The 15,808-nt window shown below is 34.7% G+C and carries 16 protein-coding genes; 11 read left to right on the top strand and 5 right to left on the bottom strand.

What is annotated here, in order from left to right:
- Positions 1-306: 306 nt before the first annotated feature.
- The 6 genes from MKX82_RS21750 (at position 307) to MKX82_RS21775 (ending at position 6,807) form a co-directional block, all read left to right on the top strand.
- Positions 307-762, top strand: coding sequence for a nuclear transport factor 2 family protein (locus tag MKX82_RS21750; protein ID WP_341080017.1), 456 nt, complete (start codon positions 307-309; stop codon positions 760-762).
- A gap of 68 nt (positions 763-830) precedes the next feature.
- A complete protein-coding gene (locus tag MKX82_RS21755; protein ID WP_341080018.1) occupies positions 831-1,286 on the top strand; it encodes a nuclear transport factor 2 family protein in 456 nt (151 codons plus the stop codon).
- Positions 1,287-1,354: 68 nt separating this feature from the next.
- Positions 1,355-1,810, top strand: coding sequence for a nuclear transport factor 2 family protein (locus tag MKX82_RS21760; protein WP_341080019.1), 456 nt, complete (start codon positions 1,355-1,357; stop codon positions 1,808-1,810).
- Positions 1,811-1,934: 124 nt separating this feature from the next.
- Positions 1,935-2,522: a TetR/AcrR family transcriptional regulator gene (locus MKX82_RS21765; RefSeq protein WP_341080020.1), complete on the top strand. Its 588-nt coding sequence runs from the start codon at positions 1,935-1,937 to the stop codon at positions 2,520-2,522.
- A gap of 98 nt (positions 2,523-2,620) precedes the next feature.
- Positions 2,621-4,060, top strand: a complete 1,440-nt coding sequence (locus tag MKX82_RS21770) for an MFS transporter (RefSeq protein ID WP_341080021.1) — start codon at positions 2,621-2,623, stop codon at positions 4,058-4,060.
- Positions 4,061-4,689: 629 nt separating this feature from the next.
- Positions 4,690-6,807 carry a transglycosylase domain-containing protein gene (locus tag MKX82_RS21775; protein WP_341080022.1) on the top strand — a complete coding sequence of 706 codons (2,118 nt, stop codon included), beginning with the start codon at positions 4,690-4,692 and terminating at the stop codon, positions 6,805-6,807.
- 60 nt (positions 6,808-6,867) lie between these two features.
- Here MKX82_RS21775 and MKX82_RS21780 read toward each other — a convergent pair whose 3' ends face one another.
- Positions 6,868-8,247, bottom strand: a complete 1,380-nt coding sequence (locus tag MKX82_RS21780; protein ID WP_341080023.1) for an MFS transporter — start codon at positions 8,245-8,247, stop codon at positions 6,868-6,870.
- Positions 8,248-8,420: 173 nt separating this feature from the next.
- On the opposite strand from MKX82_RS21780, the gene MKX82_RS21785 reads away from it, so the two are divergent.
- Positions 8,421-8,735 (top strand): ArsR/SmtB family transcription factor, encoded by a 315-nt coding sequence (locus MKX82_RS21785; RefSeq protein ID WP_341080025.1) that lies wholly within the window; start codon positions 8,421-8,423, stop codon positions 8,733-8,735.
- Between the two features lie 428 nt (positions 8,736-9,163).
- A complete protein-coding gene (locus MKX82_RS21790) occupies positions 9,164-9,736 on the top strand; it encodes a suppressor of fused domain protein (protein WP_233319420.1) in 573 nt (190 codons plus the stop codon).
- A 323-nt stretch (positions 9,737-10,059) separates the two neighbouring features.
- Here the strand turns inward: MKX82_RS21790 and MKX82_RS21795 are convergent, their stop codons facing one another.
- Positions 10,060-10,419, bottom strand: coding sequence for a hypothetical protein (locus tag MKX82_RS21795; RefSeq protein ID WP_341080029.1), 360 nt, complete (start codon positions 10,417-10,419; stop codon positions 10,060-10,062).
- 1,182 nt (positions 10,420-11,601) lie between these two features.
- On the bottom strand, positions 11,602-11,985 hold the full coding sequence (locus MKX82_RS21800; protein WP_341080031.1) for a RidA family protein: 384 nt from the start codon (positions 11,983-11,985) through the stop codon (positions 11,602-11,604).
- Between the two features lie 105 nt (positions 11,986-12,090).
- Here MKX82_RS21800 and MKX82_RS21805 point away from each other — a divergent pair, with 105 nt between their 5' ends.
- The gene (locus MKX82_RS21805; protein WP_233318003.1) at positions 12,091-12,429 is read left to right on the top strand and encodes a winged helix-turn-helix transcriptional regulator; all 339 of its coding nucleotides are present in this window, start codon (positions 12,091-12,093) and stop codon (positions 12,427-12,429) included.
- 219 nt (positions 12,430-12,648) lie between these two features.
- Here the strand turns inward: MKX82_RS21805 and MKX82_RS21810 are convergent, their stop codons facing one another.
- Positions 12,649-13,005 (bottom strand): winged helix-turn-helix transcriptional regulator, encoded by a 357-nt coding sequence (locus MKX82_RS21810; protein WP_341080033.1) that lies wholly within the window; start codon positions 13,003-13,005, stop codon positions 12,649-12,651.
- 167 nt (positions 13,006-13,172) lie between these two features.
- Here MKX82_RS21810 and MKX82_RS21815 point away from each other — a divergent pair, with 167 nt between their 5' ends.
- Positions 13,173-13,919 (top strand): SDR family NAD(P)-dependent oxidoreductase, encoded by a 747-nt coding sequence (locus tag MKX82_RS21815; protein WP_341080035.1) that lies wholly within the window; start codon positions 13,173-13,175, stop codon positions 13,917-13,919.
- Between the two features lie 586 nt (positions 13,920-14,505).
- Here MKX82_RS21815 and MKX82_RS21820 read toward each other — a convergent pair.
- Complete coding sequence (locus MKX82_RS21820; RefSeq protein WP_341080037.1) at positions 14,506-14,649, bottom strand: hypothetical protein; 144 nt, start codon at positions 14,647-14,649, stop codon at positions 14,506-14,508.
- 707 nt (positions 14,650-15,356) lie between these two features.
- Between MKX82_RS21820 and MKX82_RS30445 the strand changes: the two genes are divergently transcribed.
- Positions 15,357-15,728, top strand: coding sequence for a CBO0543 family protein (locus tag MKX82_RS30445; RefSeq protein WP_445738862.1), 372 nt, complete (start codon positions 15,357-15,359; stop codon positions 15,726-15,728).
- Positions 15,729-15,808 lie beyond the last annotated feature (80 nt).

Raw genomic sequence — 15,808 nt, forward strand, 5'->3', positions numbered from 1 at the left:
TCTTAGGGAAAGCGATTTTTAATTTTCCTTACTAATACAGAACCGTAACTATTATGGTCATTTTGATTTATAGGAGGCAGTATTCCTGTAATAATGAAGTGAGCCGTATAATAAACTTGGCAGTATATTTCTGATAATCAAAAATTATTTATATTTTTTATTGACTGAACGGTCTGGAAAGTGATATGATGAATTCATCAAGAAGGAAAGCTTGCTGAAACGGTAAGAAATAGCTTGAAATACAGCAACTTATTTTTTTGATCTATTTAGACTGAAGAGTCAAAAAAGAAAATGGAGGAAAAAACAATGACAAACCAAACATTAACACAAGAAGCAATCCGAGAAAGAGCACAGGAGGCGTTCCGAAATCATCTGAAGCATTTATCGGGAGGCAACATTAAGGCGTGGGTAGAGCTATGGGAAGAGAACGGTGTTCTTGAATTTCCATATGGTCCATCAGGGTTTCCAGAAAAGAAAGAAGGAAAAGAAGAGCTTTATGAGTATATGCAAAACTTCCCGCAGCACTTCGAAGTGAATTTCACAGAACTGGAGTTTCATTTGACGGTAGATCCAGAGTTGGTCATCGCAGAATTTAAGTCCGTCGGCAAGCATAGAGAAACAGGCAACCCGTATAATCAAACGTATATAAGTGTGGTAGAAACAAAAGATGGAAAGATTACTCGATACCGTGATTTCTGGAATCCGTTAGTTGCGATAGAGTCCGTCGGCAGTGTCGATGAAGCAGTACAATTCTCAGACTAAAGCAAAAAAAAGATATTTTTTTACTAAAAATAGACTGAAAGGTCAAAAATAATAAGGAGGAAAAAACAATGACAAATCAAACATTAACACAAGAAGCAATCCGAGAAAGAGCACAGGAGGCATTCCGAAATCATCTGAAGCATTTATCGGGAGGCAACATTAAGGTGTGGGTAGAACTGTGGGAGGAAAACGGTGTTCTCGAATTTCCATACGGTCCAACAGGGTTTCCAGAAAAGAAAGAGGGAAAAGAAGAGCTTTATGAGTATATGCAAAACTTCCCGCAGCACTTCGAAGTAAATTTCACAGAACTGGAGTTTCACTTGACGGTAGATCCAGAGTTGGTCATCGCAGAATTTAAGTCGGTCGGCAAGCATCGAGAAACAGGCAACCCGTATAATCAAACGTATATAAGTGTGGTGGAAACAAAAGATGGAAAGATTACTCGATACCGTGATTTCTGGAATCCGCTGGTTGCGATAGAGTCCGTCGGTAGTGTCGATGAAGCAGTACAATTCTCAGAGTAAAGCAAAAAAAAGATATTTTTTTACTAAATATAGACTGAAAGGTCAAAAATAATAAGGAGGAAAAAACAATGACAAATCAAACATTAACACAAGAAGCAATCCGAGAAAGAGCACAGGAGGCATTCCGAAATCATCTGAAGCATTTATCGGGAGGCGACATTAAGGCGTGGGTAGAACTATGGGAGGAGAACGGTGTTCTCGAATTTCCATACGGTCCAACAGGGTTTCCAGAAAAGAAAGAGGGAAAAGAAGAGCTTTATGAGTATATGCAAAACTTCCCGCAGCACTTCGAAGTAAATTTCACAGAACTGGAGTTTCACTTGACGGTAGATCCAGAGTTGGTCATCGCAGAATTTAAGTCGGTCGGCAAGCATCGAGAAACAGGCAACCCGTATAATCAAACGTATATAAGTGTGGTGGAAACAAAAGATGGAAAGATTACTCGATACCGTGATTTCTGGAATCCGTTAGTTGCGATAGAGTCCGTCGGCAGTGTCGATGAAGCAGTACAATTCTCAGAGTAAGGTTTGACTCGAATTTAGAACATGTAACAATTCTATTTAAATGAAATAGGCTTAAACTAATTTCTATTCTTGACTGAATGTTCTAGTAAAGGTAGTATTTTGAGAAGGAAGGAGGCGAATCAATTTGGCTCGAAGTAAGGAATTTGACACTAACCTAGTTCTGCATAAAGCTATGGAAGTGTTTGGTCATTACGGATACGAGGGAACATCTCTACAACTTCTACTAGAAGGCTTGGGTATAGCCCGTCAAAGTTTATATGATACTTATGGTACGAAGCGAGATCTTTTTATCAAGGCTGTAAGTCATTATGTAAATGAAAAATCGACTAATGTCGTTGATTATTTAGAACAGACTAACCCTGTTAAAAAAGCTATTTCAGATATTTTCTCCGTTATTGTTGAAACTTTAAATGATGAACAGCGCCGCAGGGAATGTTTTATTTTAAATAGTGCAATAGATCAAATACCGCATGATCCTGAAATTGCTGAGTTATTTAAACAAGATAAAATTCGCTTAGAAAATGCGCTCTATGAAGCTTTACTTCGCGGACAGGAACAGGGTGAGTTTAGTCCACAACAGGACTTACGGGCACTTGCGCAGTATTTATACCACGCTCGATATGCTTTAACACAAGCAGCAAAATTCACCGAGGATTCAAACGTTATTGAACAAATAACAACAGTTACTTTATCAGTATTTGATAATAAATGAAGCGTTAGAGCGCTTCATTTATTATTGAAAATATTAGACTGAACAGTCAAAAAACCTAAAATTGTTAGGTTTAGTCTTAATAAAAGGAGAGTTAGAAAATGAATTCAGATAAAACCAAAGGAATAGCTTTATTTATACTGGCCATATCTCAGCTAGTTATGGCACTCGATTATACCATTATTTTTGTGGCAATGCCTTCGCTTGGAAATGAACTTGGTTTTACAACAAACCATTTACAGTGGGTTGTAAGTGCCTATTCCTTAACGTTTGGTGGGTTATTGCTTATTGGAGGTCGTTTATCCGATCTTTTAGGTAGAAGACGTATGTTTATTATTGCTATGGGCCTATTTGGACTAGGTTCACTCCTTGGTGGCTTAGCAGAATCTCAACTAATGTTAATTACAGCAAGGGGATTGCAGGGGCTAGGTGCAGCCTTACTATCACCAGCAACGTTATCACTTATCATGTCTAATTTTAAGGAAGGAAAAGAAAGAAATCGGGCATTGGGGATTTGGGCTTCTATGGGTGGTGTTGGAATGTCCCTAGGCCTTCTGCTTGGAGGTCTACTTACTAGTTATGTTGGTTGGGAAGCAACATTTTTCGTAAATGTACCGATTGCCATTTTGGTAATTATTCTTGCACCAATAGTACTTAAAGAAAGTAAGAATTTATCAGCAGCGAAGGGTTTTGATATCGCGGGTACGATATCGGCTACACTCGGTTTATTGCTTTCCGTGTATTATCTCATTCAAGCTCCAGCAGAAGGTTGGTTTAGTAAATCGACACTTCCGTTTGTTATGATCGGAGTAGTTCTATTGATTTCATTTGTGGTAATTGAAAAAAGAACAAAAGAACCCTTAATTTCTTTTCAAATGTTTCATAATCGGAACCTAACTGGAGCCGCACTAACTGCATTCTTATTTTCAGCTTCTTTTGGCTCCCTTTATTACTTTTTAACCCTTTATACACAGGGAGTATTGGAATATTCAGCGATAGAATCTGGTCTTAGTTTCCTGCCACTAACTCTTAGTGCCTTTGTAGGTGCAAAGTTAATAAATAAGATGCTTAGCTCTTTTGGAGTGGCAGGAACAATTGGAATCGGAATGGGACTTGGAATCATCGGTTTCCTTTTATTAAGTAGACTTTCGGTAACGGGCTCCTTCATAGAGATAATCCCTGGTACAGTTATTATCGGTATCGGTCAGGCACTTGTTTTTACAACGATGTTTATAGCGGGTAGCACAGGTGTCAGTAAAAAAGAGCAGGGTGTAGCTTCTGCCCTTATCTCTACAGGTCAACAGATAGGAGGAGCCATTGGTTTAGCTGTTATTATGGCGATTATATCAGCAAGTCTCGGATCGAATTCTTCCTCAATGGAAATGATGTTACCATCAGATCTAAATAGTGCCGTCCATATCGCATTTCTAATCTCGGCAGCCATTACTTTGCTTGGTATTTTAGTGGCGTTTGTTACCCTTAAACAGCCTAGTCAAATAAATAAAGAAGAGGAAAATACCAACATTACAATAACCCATTAAATAAATATATCCAGCTGCAGACTTGCAGCTGTTTTTTTTAGTCTATGGCATTCCTGTAGAAAAGAGCATTGTTAATTTATCAATCAGGGCTGTATAGAAAAAAGGTCAAATAAAAAGAGAGCTTTTTTCAATGGTACATATGCTTATAACTTTATGAAGGGTAAGGAACAATACTATGTACAGTTAGTAAATTATGCTGCAAAGTTTCGAAGTTAATTCAGTGTGAGAGTAAAGAAGTTTGCAGAAATTAGCATGATAAATCGTGATTTTAATAGGGTAGTATGTCCTGGGATAATTGAATAAATTTAAAAAAATTACATAATTACGGAGATTTATTTAGGTACTTTTAGCTTCATTCTTATATTATTTTATTTAATAATGTTTCCATCCGTTTAATTTATAGTGCGTGTTGCCCCTTCAAACAAATTAGGCTTATATTTATAATTGTCTCTGGAGATGGAAGAAAGTCCTATCATATAAGATTCTTTTTAAATAAGGCAATAAAATGCAAAGTAAATCGAGTGAAGAAATTAATAACAATTTCATTTCACATTTGGGGTAGGTTTTTATCCTATAGCAATCCATATGGTTATCAACATCTTAAGAAGGTAGGAATAAACTTGGGAAGAATGGAAAGAAGGCAGAACCGAAGCACTACTCCACGTATTTGGAGAAATTGGAGTTCTAAAGGTTTTAAGATTAGGCTTTTAGTAATCTTTTTAGCGATAGTCATATTATCCGTTATTATACTAAATATTTTTATATGGACAAGAGATGTTAGTAAACTAGAAGATCCTGCTCCTCAGTCAACGATTATTTATGACCAAAGTGGAGCTGTGGCCAGTAAAATATCGGTTTCAAATATTGAAGGTGTAGGTATTAAACAAATTCCTGAGGATATGATTCATGCTGTTATTGCAACAGAAGACCAGCGCTTTTACAAGCATAATGGAATTAATTATATAGCCATTATTAAGGCATTTGCTAGTAATATCATTAGCGGTGAAGTCGTGAAAGGTGGAAGCACTGTAACACAACAGTTAGCCAAAAATGCCTTTTTAACTCAAGAACGTACATATACTCGAAAAATTAAAGAACTTATCATTACTAAAAAAATTGAACGAACCTATTCTAAGGACGAAATTATGGAAAAATATTTAAACCAAATTTATTTTGGCGAAGGTGCGTGGGGAATCCAGCGTGCAGCACAAACTTACTTTGGGAAGGATGTTAGTGAATTAACTTTAGCTGAATCAGCTATGATCGCAGGGTTAATCAAAGCTCCATCCATATTATCTCCTTTTAAAAATATGGAGAAATCAATTGAAAGAAGAGATGTTGTTTTATCATTAATGGAAAAGGAAGGCTATATCACTAAAAGTGATGTTAAAAAAGCAAAGGAACAATCAATAGTATTAGAGGGGAAAAAGATGGATGACTATAAAGGAAAGTATCCTTCTTACGTAGATTATATTATTGAGGAAGCAACTCAAAAATACGGATTAACCGAAAATGAGATTCTTTCAGGTGGACTTCATATTTATACAGAACTAAATCCTACCATACAAAAAGCTGCCGAGGAAGTGTATAAAGAGGACGCGTTATTTCCTGAAAGCCAAGCAGATCAATTAATTCAGAGCGGAGCCGTTTTCATCAATCCTTCAACCGGCGGGATTAACGCAATTGTAGGTGAAAGAGGAGAACATACATTTCGGGGATTTAACCATGCTACTCAACTAAAGAGACAGCCTGGTTCTACAATGAAACCATTGTCTGTATATACACCAGCCATAGAACAAGGCTATGATATTTATGATATGTTACAGGATAATCCGATTAATATTGATGGATATCAACCTAAAAACTACGATAATCAATACAGAGGTCAAGTAACGATGTATGATGCGGTAGTACATTCCTATAATGTACCACCTGTATGGTTATTGCAGAAAATCGGATTGGAACATGGGGCAAATGCTGTAAAAAGATTTGGAATTGAATTGGAGGAAGCTGATTATACGCCAGGTTTAGCTCTTGGCGGCATGAGTAAAGGAACTTCTCCTCTATCAATGGCCCAAGCATATTCCGCTTTCCCTAATAATGGAACAATGGTAGATTCACACTCCATTAAAGTAATAGAAGATGCAAATGGAAATACTCTTGCAAAGTGGAAAGAAAATGCCATCCGAGTAACTGAACCAATAATCGCTCAAAAAATGACCTATATGCTTAAAGGAGTCGTAGAAAAAGGAACAGGGATTAAGGCTCAAGTGGAAGGATTGGAGATTGCAGGTAAAACAGGAACTACACAACTCCCATTTGCTAATAATGATGGGGCAAAGGATCACTGGTTTGTGGGCTATACGCCAGAAATCGTAGGAGCAATTTGGTTAGGATACGATAAAACAGACGCTCAACACTTTCTATCAAGTACAAGTGGTTCAAGTGTTACAACAATTTTTAAAGAAATAATATCTCGCTCTAAATCAGAATTCACTAAAAAAGACTTTGCTCTCTCATTAATTGGAAAACAGTTAAGTGAGCAAAAAAAGAGAGAAGAAGAACAAAAGAAGAAGGAAGAGCAAAAGAAGGTAGAAGAAAAGAAATTAGAAGAAGAGAAAAAGATAGAAGATAAAAAGAAAGAAAAGGAAAAAGTAAACAAAGAAGTAAAAAAAGAAGAGAAGGCACAGGAGAAAGAAAAGAAGAAAAAAGAGAAAGAGAAAGAGAAAGAGAAAGAGAAAGAGTAAATAGCTTCAATTGAAAAACTTTCAAAAAATAACCACTCATACAGAGTGGTTATTTTTTATTTAAATTTTGCTTGCTTGTGTAATGGGTGTATATTTCCTATACAAAAATGTACTTAAAACACCCACTACAGCGAGCAATGCTAAGCCCCAGTAAATATTAGAATACGCGACTGCTAAGGACAGTTGGTGCTGTTTTTCTAAAGCAATTGCCACTATAGCTACTCCGAATGCACCACTAAAAAACTGAAGCAGTTGAAATAAACCCATCCCTGAACCTATAAACTTCCTATCAAGCACACGAGAAATTTCATTAGATAAACAGCTAGAAAGTGCTGTAAATGCCAGACTAAGAATCATATAGGTAATCATTGCTCCTATCCAATTGTGTCCAATTAAAATGGCGAAGAGGATTATAGAAGAAAGCAATACAATAGGGCCATACTTTAAAAAATAACCATTTCCAAAGCGGTCAATCACTCGGCCAACCATACGTGATGAAATAATAGCGAGTAAGGAACCGGGAAATATAATTAATCCTGCATGCCCTGCTGAAAAGTGAAAATTTTGAGTCAATATTTGAGGCAACAAAAATAATGTAGCGAAATTACATATATAACCAGTTATGCCTAGCAAAACGAGAATTAAATAAGGCCGGTTTGAAAACAAAGACGGAAGTACAAATGGATCCTTCGTTTTACGAATACGGATTACAAAGAGAACTAACGCGATTAGTCCAGCAATAAGGATAATCCAATTCTGGTTCGTTGTGAACAGAAGCAAAAAGGTCGTACCAAAAGCAAGTAATACCCCACCGAGAAAATCAAATGTCCCTTTGCTTGGTAATTCTTTAGGCAGTGCAAAAGCCATTAAGGGAATTAGTAAAAGAACAAATGAAGTAAGGATAAATAGCCAATGCCAACCCAAATTGTCAACAATTAGTCCTCCAACAACAGGCCCCGTACCTAATCCTAGTGAAACAGCAGACATATTGATCGCCATAGCTGCACCACGACGTTCGATAGGGATATAACGTGTATAAAGCACCATAGAAAGTGAAATAATACCGCCTGCACCTGAAGCCTGCACAATCCTACATAGAAGCAATGTAAGGAAACTATTACTGAAAAATCCAACTAAACTGGCGATTCCTAAAGCCAATACGCCAATAATCAACAGCCTTTTAAGCGGTACAAAATCAGATAAACGACTAAATGTTATCGAAGAAATAGCAAACATAATAGAATATCCCGACACAATCCATGAAGCTGTGGACGAGGAAATGTAAAAATCTAATATTACATCAGGTAAGGCTAAATTAAACATGGATGTATTCATAAGAGCCAATACAATAGCTATGCAAATTGTAATGATTGTAAATCCTTCCCGTGCTAAAAGTGGCTGCTCTGAATTAACCATTGACGGGTTTTTGACTAAACTCATACCATCTCTCCTTTATTTTTTCATATTATGTATTAAGTTTTATTGTTCGTAAACAAGCGAACAATTGAAGTATAGCATGAGGTACTGTAAAATACAATTTGTATTTAGACAAAAAAGTTAATATATAAATTATTAATAATTTGCCGTGGTAAATATATATGGAGGGAAAAATAATGAAATCTCTACATCATCCGGATCGCAAAGACTTCATGTTACCAGCTGTTCTACATGCGCTAAGTGATCCAATTCGTCTAAAAATGGTGGCACAAATGCATAACAGTGGAGAACAAGCCTGTAAGAATTTTGATGTTCCGATTGCTAATTCTACAAGGTCTCAGCATATACGTACATTGCGTGAAGCCGGAATTACTTTTACTCGTTTTGAAGGGACTAAACGTTTGTTGTCACTTCGAACAGAAGACTTGAATGCACGCTTTCCTGGTTTGTTAGATTCAATATTAAATGTTTATGACAAAGAAGAGATTTAGAAGGTAAATTAGGTTAATAAATAAACAAAAATAACCACTCTTTATAAGTGGTTATTTTTCTTATCAACAGTGATAATAAGCATTTTCGTAAATCACTAAAGTATCTTTTTTTACTTAACAAGTAAAAAAGAAAGGGAACTTTGATAATTGCTTTTTTGTAGGAGAATATTTATATATAGTGGTTTAATAAAAAGAGGACAAACCTTACAGATTAATTGAAAGGGGCAATATTTAGTACTTCCATTCTTATAGTCACGCAACTATTATGAGTGTGTGATACACAAGATTTGTTGGGGAAAATTGACGTGGCATAGTACCAAGCTCCTTTAGGTTAGTATGATAAGTGTACTAGCCCTTATATTTTCTGTCCAACTTAGTGTAGCCGATTCAGTATATTAAATGTAAACCATAAGAATTGGGGAGATTAAATGATTGTTTCACAAGAAAATAAGGTTCTTGCAAGAACAGCACTTAAAGCATTTGAAGGAAAGTCCAATGTTTTTAAATATTGGGATGAAAACAATATAAGTTCAGTCGATATTCTTTCTTGTGAAGATAAAAATTTTGAAGGTATTTTATCTTACTCTACTGTTGGCTTATCCGATTTTTCTATTGGATATGAGGATAATAGGGTACCGTTAAGGTGTGAATTCGTGGGGGCAAGTGAATTTGATTGTTTTGCCAATATTATAGCAACCTGTGCGTTTAATATAATCAATTCTAAATTTGATTGCTCATTTGGAACTATCTATAAAGACATAGTGAAAATGTATTTGCCTGAAAGCCCAATGAAACATATTTTATTTCTATCGCCTTTTCTTTGGGAAGATAAATTGAAAACAATTAATTTTGAGAAAAAACAAGTGGCTTGGTTAATGGCTATTCCGATTTCGGAAGATGAAAAGATTTATGCGGATAAAAACGGAATAAAGGCTTTGGAAGCACTATTTTATGAGAACCAAATTAATGTTTTTAATTTAGAAAGGGATTCAGTCATTTAAATATCCTAAAGGGGGCTTTATTCAACAAGGATTTTATTGAGATTAAATTCATATTACATTAAAAAATATTACTAACAACAGATTTTTACTCTTGATGGATTTTAATTAGTATATAAAAGAGGTTTTTCCTAAAATATCTTCAATTGGAACAGTCCCAAATTCGCTACTACCCAGGGAAGTACACCTTTAAGGAGGTTTTTAATGAGTAGGAGGTTTATCACCTAATATAAAGATATGATTGATTCCTTGTCCATTGTGGATACCGTATTTAGAATAAAAATTTTAACAGAAAAAGAGGCTTTCCTTTGAAAAGCCTCTTTCTATTATTTATATTTTATAGTAACCTCTGTAAAATTATCGGGATGCATATAGTCAAACACATATTTTATAATTAATTCGTTAGAATCTTTAGACATGATCTGATAGGAACCATTATAAAATGGTTTATAACCATTATTAGTTTGAATATTAACCAGGTGTTTCATGTACAAACCTGTTTTTGACATCTGATAAATCTCAGTATACCCGGTTTCACGGGCAATAAATTTTTGTTTATAATCAGGTGAATAAAAAGAGGTGTATTCAGCATCGTTTAATATTAAGTTGATAAGGAAAGTAATGCCTAAAAATAATATGCTGAATATAATTACTATCACTCTAATAAATTTCATTTTTATTTCCATAAAAATTATATAGGTAAAAGAAAGTACAGTTGTAAATATAGTAACTATTTTTATAAAACTATTGGTTAATCTAAACGATGAAATGTTTATTTGTATGTATATATTTTTATGATTCAAAATAAATATTAGCAGCAACAAGAAAATACTTAATAATAGAGTAATAATTGATATTTTAAATAACCTTTTACTTGGAAAATTCATCTGAAAATACACCTACTAGAGAAAATCTCATTAGAATGCTTATTACTTAATTTCTAATTAAATATATAACACCTCATTAACAATCTTTTTATATACTCTCCATTTATAATAACTGTTTTTAATTTCTCTAAGCAACTATGAAGATAATCTATGTATTTAAGTAACTAACTAAAATGCTAGATTGTTTTGGAGTCATTTTTATCTAATTAAACATAATGTAGTAATTTAACACTTCAAATTATTTATAAGATTGCATATTAAAAGATACAAGGTAAAAGAAATGATAGAAAAAAACACAACTTCTATAATTATTTCTACTGCATATTAGGAAGATTTATGGGAGACTAATCCTAAATTAAGTATATAAACATAATTTTGTTAAGTAAATAATGTATGATTCCTGAAAAAATTAGAAAGAGTATGGAATAAGATTTAACATAAACCCTTTATTATAAAGGGGCTTTTTTTTGCTCGTCTAAAAACTATATATATGTCACAAACAGAGCAGCATTCATATAATAAATGAACAAATCATGTTTATGGTAGAAACAGGGCAGGTTTGTTCAAGTGAAAACATTCACAAATAATGGAGGTGGTAGGGGAGTAATACCATGGACTGTACTTTTAATTAATTCCTATCTAATTAGACTCACGATTTTTCCATTTCTTTTAACCCATTAATATCTTGTTCATTTTTAATTATCATCTAATGTCTCCTAGTTTCGTTATCTCGTATCTTTATAATGCTTATTATTATATGGTAATAAGCGATAATTAGATACGGCCTTTCTCACATGTCGCTATGAGGATATGGCGTAATCGAGGCAGGTTTATGACAAAAGCAATAAGGAATTACAGATAACAATATTATCTGTAATGATACTTGCTTTTATTTCATTCAAAATCATTACAGATTTAATTGTTATAATATGACCTAAATAGGGTTGACATAATTTACTTTGTGTTTAAAATGTAGCTTGCTTATTCAGTGTGTGCGACAGCCTTGACTTCAATCAATTGCTCTGGGAATGCCAGGTAAGTCACGCCGATGAGGCTGCCAGCTGGTCTGTGTTGTTCTAGATATTCCTTGAACAGACTGATGACAGGCTCGGAGTGCTCTTGTGGATTTGTTAGAAAGATTTCCACATAAGCGAGGTTGGACTTCGTGACACCAAATTCCTCCAATACTCGATCGAGGTTCTCAAATGTTTGTCGCGTCTGAGCTTCAATATTCTCCTTGCCAATAAACATACCATCCTTATCGTGGGAAAATTGACCAGAAATATAGATAGTACCGTTGACGCTGTATCCTTGTGTAATGCCGTGATCCCATAGGTCGTGATTGTAGGTTTTAATATTAGTCATTTTTTCTCTCCTTTATTTCAAAGTAAGGTAAGTATAAAATGAAAACAAAGAAAAAAATAGTACGCACTATTTAGATAGCTACTACCAGAAAGGATAGTGTCAAATATGAGTATGGCTGATTTTAAAGAAAAGGGAAATATCCAAGAGACACCTTTCGGATATACATTGTCTGTTGTTGGAGGGAAATGGAAAATGTTAATTCTGTATCTCCTTTCGGAAAATCAACCCGTTCGCTTTAATGAGATGAAAAGAAGATTAGGTACTATCACCTTTAAAACATTGAGTTCACAACTTAAAGATTTGGAAGCAGATGGGATGGTTAGACGAAAAGAATATCCTCAAATCCCTCCTAAAGTGGAATACAGTCTTACACATAAAGGAGAAACGCTATTACCTGTTTTAGAACAGTTATGTGAATGGGGAGAAAAAAACCGTGATAATTAACTTCTTTTGTATAGTTAATGGGAACCCATTTGGAAACAGAGTGAGACTAATTGACATTTTAGAACAGAAAACAGTTACCTAATTGGGTAGCTGTTTTCTGTTCTAAAAGTCGTGCCAGCAACCCTGTAGTCGAGACAATCTTCTTGGAATTATTATGCCCTCATCCCAGTGCAACATAAAACGCCCTAACATATAAGGTGTTAAAATTTGTATTCCTTATTATGAAGCCTCTTCTGGTGGTACGATTTCGAATTCACCTTCTGCATACTCTTGCTCTGCATAATGGCCTCCCCATTGACAGAGCTGCTGCAAGATAGGTTTAAGAGATTCTCCAAGTTCAGTGGATGAATATTCAACCTTTGGCGGTACTTGATTATACATCTTTCTGCTCACGAGTCCACTGGCTTCAAGCTCTCTAAGTGTTTGAATCAGCATTTTCTGAGTTATATTTGGGACAATGCGCTTTAATTCACTCGTTCTCTTTGGTCCATTCATTAAAAAGTATAATACAAGACCTTTCCATTTTCCGCCAATAACTTCCTTTGTCACTTCAAAACCACAACTAAATTTTTTCATGTCTAAACCTCTCCATTCCACATTTATTACTTTTTAGTTACTATATCACAAAAAAGTGGGTACTTCCGATAATGTGCTTACTGAAGGATACTATATCTTGTAAGTTGTTCTTCAAGTACTTAAAGGTACTAGACATAAAATAAATTAATTCTAAAGGAGTGTTAAGTATGGGTAAATTTGAAGGTAAAATAGCGCTTGTAACGGGAGGAACAAGTGGGATTGGTCTTGCTACTGCACTAAAGTTTGTAAACGAAGGTGCATATGTTTATATCACAGGTCGCAGACAAAACGAACTGGATAAAGCTGTTAACCAAATTGGCAAGAACGTAACCGGTGTTCAAGGGGATATTTCTAAGCTTGAAGACTTAGACAAACTATATGACATTATAAAGCAGGAAAAAGGTAAGTTGGACATTCTTTTTGCTAATGCAGGCACCGGCAACTTCCTTCCATTAGGTAAAATTACGGAAGAGCAGGTTGATAGAACGTTCGACATTAATGTTAAAGGAACCATCTTTACTGTTCAAAAAGCATTATCACTATTCCCGAACAAAAAAGGGTCTATTATTGTAACGGGCTCTACTGCTGGATCAATTGGAAACCCAGCGTTTAGTGTATATGGAGCATCTAAAGCAGCATTAAGAGCACTAGTTCGCAACTGGATTCTTGACCTAAAAGGTACTGAAATCCGTGTAAATGTGGTTAGTCCAGGAGTTATTCTTACACCTGCCTACGATGAGCTTTTTGGTGATGCACTTGAAGAAGTAATGGAAAATAACAGTAATACTGTTCCAGCTGGAAAAGTTGGGACACCTGAAGAAGTTGCAAACGCTGTATCTTTCCTTGCTTCAGACGAAAGCAGTTACTTGACGGGTGTTGAATTGTTCGTAGATGGTGGGCTAGCACAGGTTTAATTTAACATCGCAGAGTACAAATGGTTCCGAAAAAAGGTTAATGGGGCACTATTTAAAGAAGTCAAATAAAAAAGTCGTTTTCCTTTAAGGACAGGGAATTCGACTTTTTTATGTTTGAATTTGCTTAACCTGGTAAATCCGCATTTTCCTGACGCTTCCCCTAAATGAACTGTAAAAAGGACCACTTCGTGAAGAAATGTACTTAAAGTAACGGGGGCGGTAGTTAAAGAACAGCGATAATTACATATGATTTTTTTTACTATACAGCACCTCTTAGGTTATTGCTTTGCCATGTTATCAAAATGCCACGAGAGAAAAGTCGAACAAATCTTTAGGATCCTTAATTGCTGTCAATTGAAGTTGCTAATATGAATAATGAATAGGTTCCCAAAAGGGGAACCTAAACAAGCAACAGTGTAAGGGTTTCTTATACATACGCTATAAATCTACAAGTCTGCGTTAAATTCTTATAAACGCTCATTTACTGAGTGAAACTTCGTATCTTAAAGATAAGTGTTTGGTAATTGAGTATGTTAGTGAGAGAAGTAAATCTAACAGTAGAAACACTAACAAGCTAAGGAAAAGCCTAGCGATTAGATAGTTTTTTTACTCTTTTGTTAGTACTAATAGCAATAACTATAAGTACTGCACTGAACATGCTGGAGAGTATTGCTGCACCAACACCCATCCACATAATTGTAATAAGTTTTCCTTTGTAATTAGGGAACATAGGAGACCTCCTATTTTGTTTTTTTTCTAATATTTGTTTCTTAGGTGAACTTTATACATAGTAATAACTGTTTTTTTGCTTAGGGCACTAATTGGGCAGGATAGTCTATTTACACAAAAATATTTTAACAACTACCGTCCTGACATAAAGCGTAAAGCAGCCTAGAATTTAAAACTAAACTTATACAAATAATAACCTAAAGTAATTGTCTATAGGTGATGATTAATGAGTCCATTGGTGGGTCTTTACTTATTTACCTTGGTTCTTAGTGTTATTCTTTGATCAAGGTAGTGCGCCCTATTTAATGGATTGTTGCATTTATTTGAACACAAATATATAAATGGTTTTTTAGTCTGTTTTGATAATGACTGTCATGTCTTTCATTATGTACATGTATCAAAAGTGCAATATACTGTCATACTAAAATGTTATAAGAAGACTCAGTTGCCATAGGCAGCTGTTTTTTATGTACCCATAAATATAGAGAACCTTCAAAAAAGTTTGATAGAGTGCAACAAGAAGGAGGACTAGCATATCAGGTTTTAGCAACTTCTCCCTTTTCATAATATCTGTGGATGTTTATGGGAAACATAATAACAATACAGTATACCTGAGGACGGTAGCGTACTATGTTACTTATGATTTTGACTATTATAATTTTTAATATGATTGTTTACATTATGCCGAAGAGACTTTCGAAAGTGGAAATGTATGTAACATCCTTATTTGCAATAGGATTACATTTATTATTTGATATATTCTTGGATGTAAAATATGGATTATACGGATACTTTGATCCCCAATTTGTAAACTGGGAGATGTTAGGTGTTACTTTTGGAATTTATCCAGCTGTAAATATAATCTTTCTTAATTTTTTTCCCTTTCATCAAAAATTTTTGAGAAAGGCTTTCTATACAATAATGTGTTCTGGTATGGCTGTTTTATATGAATTGATAGCAGTTCACACAGATCTTTTTTACTATAATGGTTGGAATATAATTTATTCTGCTTTTTTGTATCCTTTTTTGTTCCTCAGCTTAATGTGGAATTATTATTTTATTAAGAAGCTGAAAGAATGACAAATATACTATAAAACTTCAGTAGCAACTTGTTGAACCTAGGGGTTTTTCTTGAAGATGAAAGCTCCTATTACCATTAC

Source organism: Niallia sp. FSL R7-0271 (assembly GCF_038005785.1).
Taxonomy (GTDB): domain Bacteria; phylum Bacillota; class Bacilli; order Bacillales; family Cytobacillaceae; genus Niallia.

Bases quoted from the DNA above. Each gene is read 5' to 3' on its own strand.
- MKX82_RS21800 (WP_341080031.1), bottom strand. From the start codon at position 11,985: ATGACTAATATTAAAACCTACAATCACGACCTATGGGATCACGGCATT.
- MKX82_RS21780 (WP_341080023.1), bottom strand. From the start codon at position 8,247: ATGAGTTTAGTCAAAAACCCGTCAATGGTTAATTCAGAGCAGCCACTT.
- MKX82_RS21820 (WP_341080037.1), bottom strand. From the start codon at position 14,649: ATGTTCCCTAATTACAAAGGAAAACTTATTACAATTATGTGGATGGGT.
- MKX82_RS21750 (WP_341080017.1), top strand. From the start codon at position 307: ATGACAAACCAAACATTAACACAAGAAGCAATCCGAGAAAGAGCACAG.
- MKX82_RS21790 (WP_233319420.1), top strand. From the start codon at position 9,164: ATGATTGTTTCACAAGAAAATAAGGTTCTTGCAAGAACAGCACTTAAA.
- MKX82_RS30445 (WP_445738862.1), top strand. From the start codon at position 15,357: ATGTATGTAACATCCTTATTTGCAATAGGATTACATTTATTATTTGAT.
- MKX82_RS21795 (WP_341080029.1), bottom strand. From the start codon at position 10,419: ATGGAAATAAAAATGAAATTTATTAGAGTGATAGTAATTATATTCAGC.
- MKX82_RS21805 (WP_233318003.1), top strand. From the start codon at position 12,091: ATGAGTATGGCTGATTTTAAAGAAAAGGGAAATATCCAAGAGACACCT.
- MKX82_RS21755 (WP_341080018.1), top strand. From the start codon at position 831: ATGACAAATCAAACATTAACACAAGAAGCAATCCGAGAAAGAGCACAG.
- MKX82_RS21760 (WP_341080019.1), top strand. From the start codon at position 1,355: ATGACAAATCAAACATTAACACAAGAAGCAATCCGAGAAAGAGCACAG.
- MKX82_RS21815 (WP_341080035.1), top strand. From the start codon at position 13,173: ATGGGTAAATTTGAAGGTAAAATAGCGCTTGTAACGGGAGGAACAAGT.
- MKX82_RS21785 (WP_341080025.1), top strand. From the start codon at position 8,421: ATGAAATCTCTACATCATCCGGATCGCAAAGACTTCATGTTACCAGCT.
- MKX82_RS21775 (WP_341080022.1), top strand. From the start codon at position 4,690: ATGGAAAGAAGGCAGAACCGAAGCACTACTCCACGTATTTGGAGAAAT.
- MKX82_RS21770 (WP_341080021.1), top strand. From the start codon at position 2,621: ATGAATTCAGATAAAACCAAAGGAATAGCTTTATTTATACTGGCCATA.
- MKX82_RS21810 (WP_341080033.1), bottom strand. From the start codon at position 13,005: ATGAAAAAATTTAGTTGTGGTTTTGAAGTGACAAAGGAAGTTATTGGC.